The sequence below is a fragment of the Veillonella sp. CAG:933 genome (assembly GCF_000431435.1).
GTDB lineage: Bacteria > Bacillota > Negativicutes > Veillonellales > Veillonellaceae > Veillonella_A.
The window spans coordinates 1-3669 of the sequence record NZ_HF986124.1; the positions used below are offsets into that span (position 1 = coordinate 1).

8 protein-coding genes are annotated in these 3669 nt (G+C 32.6%); all 8 read left to right on the forward strand.

The annotated features are described in order from the left end of the window. Positions 1–165 precede the first annotated feature (165 nt). The 8 genes from QZL64_RS01045 to QZL64_RS01080 are packed head-to-tail and all read left to right on the forward strand — an operon-like array spanning position 166 to position 3420. Positions 166–543, forward strand: coding sequence for a hypothetical protein (locus QZL64_RS01045; RefSeq protein WP_021840205.1), 378 nt, complete (start codon positions 166–168; stop codon positions 541–543). Beyond that, entirely contained in the window at positions 536–1369 is an 834-nt protein-coding gene (locus QZL64_RS01050) for a leucine-rich repeat domain-containing protein (protein WP_021840206.1), read from the forward strand. Before QZL64_RS01045 ends, QZL64_RS01050 begins: the two co-directional genes overlap by 8 nt. A 21-nt stretch (positions 1370–1390) precedes the next feature. Further along, positions 1391–1846: a hypothetical protein gene (locus QZL64_RS01055; RefSeq protein ID WP_021840207.1), complete on the forward strand. Its 456-nt coding sequence runs from the start codon at positions 1391–1393 to the stop codon at positions 1844–1846. Between the two features lie 25 nt (positions 1847–1871). Beyond that, positions 1872–1994 carry a hypothetical protein gene (locus QZL64_RS01060; protein WP_296309105.1) on the forward strand — a complete coding sequence of 41 codons (123 nt, stop codon included), beginning with the start codon at positions 1872–1874 and terminating at the stop codon, positions 1992–1994. An 11-nt stretch (positions 1995–2005) separates the two neighbouring features. Continuing rightward, positions 2006–2338 (forward strand): hypothetical protein, encoded by a 333-nt coding sequence (locus QZL64_RS01065; protein ID WP_021840209.1) that lies wholly within the window; start codon positions 2006–2008, stop codon positions 2336–2338. Positions 2339–2350: 12 nt separating this feature from the next. Continuing rightward, positions 2351–2524 (forward strand): hypothetical protein, encoded by a 174-nt coding sequence (locus QZL64_RS01070; RefSeq protein ID WP_021840210.1) that lies wholly within the window; start codon positions 2351–2353, stop codon positions 2522–2524. Continuing rightward, on the forward strand, positions 2511–3149 hold the full coding sequence (locus QZL64_RS01075) for a hypothetical protein (protein WP_021840211.1): 639 nt from the start codon (positions 2511–2513) through the stop codon (positions 3147–3149). Before QZL64_RS01070 ends, QZL64_RS01075 begins: the two co-directional genes overlap by 14 nt. A gap of 1 nt (position 3150) precedes the next feature. After that, positions 3151–3420, forward strand: coding sequence for a hypothetical protein (locus QZL64_RS01080; RefSeq protein WP_021840212.1), 270 nt, complete (start codon positions 3151–3153; stop codon positions 3418–3420). The last annotated feature ends 249 nt before the right edge of the window (positions 3421–3669 follow it).

A 3669-nucleotide genomic window follows, 5' to 3' on the forward strand; every position in this document is an offset into this window, starting at 1 on the left:
TTCCACCTTGGGTAACTATTTAAGCTAAAATAATACGTTTTTAGATAAAAAAACAAGAAAACATAAGCATAAACACAACACAACAAATTCAGTAATATCAATGCCTTATAGCTATTATCATTGCATTGATAATATACATAAAATAAGCAAAGGATGTGATATTTATTGATTTATGAATCTCATAGAACAAATTTTATTGATTTAGTTGTAAAACAAGGTGATGATTATTCTAAGGCTTTTAGTGTTGATGAAGATGGTAAAGCTTTAAATGCTAATGGTGCTGTATTCTTATTCGGTGCAAGATACACATTAAAAAAGCCTGAATTGGATATATCGCTTGAATGTAATAATAAAGGCGGCGGTGTTATTGAGTTGAATATTCCCAAAAAAATAACCTCTACACTTGAAGCTGATAATCCGGATTATAAAAAGAACATTATGTACTATGATGTTCAGATGTTGAAAAATGGAAAAGCCACAACAATTATGCAAGGTTATTTATTTGTTGATGCCGGCCATGCCTACCGAGGTAACAATGAATGATATTAAAGTAGTGCCTGTTGAAAATGATGCGGTTATTAATGTATCTATAAAAAATGAGGATCCAATAAAAGTTAGTGTTGGTGGTTGCATTGAATTAGCTGATGTTGCAGATGCAAGTTATAACTTTGGCGATTATGTAACCACTGAAAGTAAAATTGAAAGCGGCATTTACATTAACAGCAACATGAAAAGCTATGTAAATAGTTATTTAACTACTATTAATGCTAATAATGCTTTTTTGGGTAGTTTATTAAATACCTTTAATGCGCCGAATTTAACCGAAATTAAAGGTACTTTTGTATTTAATGGTTGTACTAAATTGCAAAGGGCTATTATAAGTAAAGGTTGTACGGTAATACCACAAGGTACATTTTATGCATGCAGAAGTTTATTAGATGTTCCGAACGCTGAAAATTTAGTAAATGTTATTGGTCAATCGTTCGCTTATTGCAACATGTTAACATTAATTAATTTACCTAAAGTTGAAAATATAGAAGCGTTTGCTTTTGCACAATGCGCGCAATTAAATGCTGTTATTTTGCCTTCAATTAATACATTGAAGGCTAATGCATTTAATAATTGTCATGCTCTGCAATTAGTAGATGTAGGTGATAAATGTACTACTATTACTAATTCAACATTTAGTATAAGTAGATGCCAATTAAATTTAATCGTTAGAGCAATTAAGCCGCCTACCTTAACAGGTGTATTAATGTTGGGTTCGGGCGGCAAAGTTATTTCAATTAAAGTGCCGGCGCAATACGTTGATGTATATAAGAGTGCGCCGGTATGGAGTACATACGCTGATATTATTACAGCGATTTAATTTAAAATATGAGGTGATTAAATGGCAAAGAGTAAAACAGATGTAGCTACATCTGAAAAAGTGTATTTAATTGTGATTGATAAAGAAACAGGTGAACGAATTACTTCTTATAGAATTCGTGTGCATGCTGATACTATGGATGAATTGAAAGCTATGGCAACATCTGAATATGGTGATTGTATGCTATTAGAAGATGATGGTACTGTTCAATGTGCTATGTGTGATGGCTCTAAAATTTATAAAGAAGGAAAAGTTCAAGAACGGCCGCCGTATGTGCCTACTATTGAAGAAGAACAAGAAGCAGCCATTAAAGCATTAAATGCTAAGTATGAGCCGCTTATTAGTGATAAAGAAGCTGAAATTACAAATGCAGTTATTGTATATCAAGATGAAGAATGGGCGCAAGAATTGCGTGATGAATTGAATGAAATTAAAGCTATTTATACTAAAGAAAGAGAGCTGATTATTAATGGCTAATAAATGCTTAATGTGCGGGCGTAGAATGTTGAATGATGTTCAATGTTCTAATAAAAAATGCATCTGCAATAAATTGCCGGATGAATTGCAAAAAGAATATGACAAGCAAGCAGCAGAAGCAGCTAAGGCTGATGCAAGTGAAAAATAGGCGGTGAACCTTTGGAAGATACATTGATTTTAGAGCGGTTAGAGCGTGCTACAGAAAAGATGAATACTAAGATTGATAATATTACTGATAAACTAAATAGAATGGAAGTAGAGCGCGCTAAAAGTGAAATGCTACTAACAACATTAGCTACTGTATCTGACAAGCACGAAAAAGAAATTAATGAATTACACGATATAGTAAATAGGCGTGTACAAGCTGATTTAGAGCGTGAAAAACAGCGGGAAGAAACAGAAAAGCGAAATACACAAAGTTTAAATAATAAATTAGTGGTAGCGGGTGTAATTGTTACGTTCGTACAGATTTTACTAGATTATTTATTATAAGAGGTGGAAAGTTTGCAATTTGAAAAAATTAATATTCGTGAATTGCTTACTATTGCGATTTTGGGCGCAGTAAATATATTGGCTGTATTTCACGGTTACAACGAATTAGCAATGAGTATATCAAGCGGCCTTGTAGGTTATTTAGGCGGGCGTGAAGCTAGAAGGGATAATAATGGAATTAGGTAAATTAAGTGAACAATATGAAAGTAATGGTGATGTAGGCGCAATTTCTAGCGGCTACAATGATGCGGGTGGTGTTAGTTATGGCTTGTATCAATTATCTAGTGTTTATGGTAGTGTAGATGAATTTATTAAATGGGCTTTAAATAGTGATAATACTGTATATAAGCAATACGGTGAATATTTAAGCGGCGCTAAAGTTGGTACTGATTTATTTAATGCCTTTTGGCAATGCTTAGCTGATGAAGATAGTACCGGTTTTGCACAAATGCAGCATGACTATATTAAGCATGCCTATTATGATAGGGCGGTTGAATTATTGCGTAAAGCATATTTGAATATTGAAAATCATAGTAATGCATTAAAGCAGGTTGTATGGAGTAGAGCCGTTCAATATGGTGTGAATAACATTGTGGATATGTTTACACAGGCATTAAATTACTTTCCGGAACAGTACCCGAACTTATCTTATGTTGATGCTATCCGTTTTGATTGGGATCTAATCAATGGTATCTATGAAGTGTGTAAAACTGAAGAATGGAATAATAGCGCATTGCGTGATAGCTTGAATAGTCGCTTTGATAGTGAAAAGAAAAAAGCTTTAAATTTATTTGAAAAAGAGGTTAAATGATATGGATAATAAAATTTTAAAAGATATTGTAGCGGGCTTAGCTGATGAAGTGAAGAATGAAGCGGTAAAAGCTGTAAAAGAATTTGATGATACAAAACTACGTTTAATGGTATCTTCTGAAATTGATTTATTAGTTAAGCCGTTGAATGATGAAATTAAAACTACATCTTCTTTATGGGTTAAAATTCGCAACCGTATTTATATTGCTGTGTTGAATCATTCGGTTGATTTAGTTTTAAATAAGCTTAAACAAAGTATTTTGAAATTATAAAAAAGCTAATTGATTTATACAGAAATATACATTAAGATTATTGTGTAGAAGATGTAGTTATTGATAGAACATAACTACTTTTATATAAAATATATGTTTTGGTTAGCTGAAAGCGTAGTATACAAGTAGGTTACAGTGTGCCTGTTAAGTTGCTTATTTACTTAAATATCAGTTCTCGAAACGTTAATACATGCTTTTTCAAAACCCCTACAGGCTTTGAACTGCTACCCGTCAAGTAGACACTCGAAA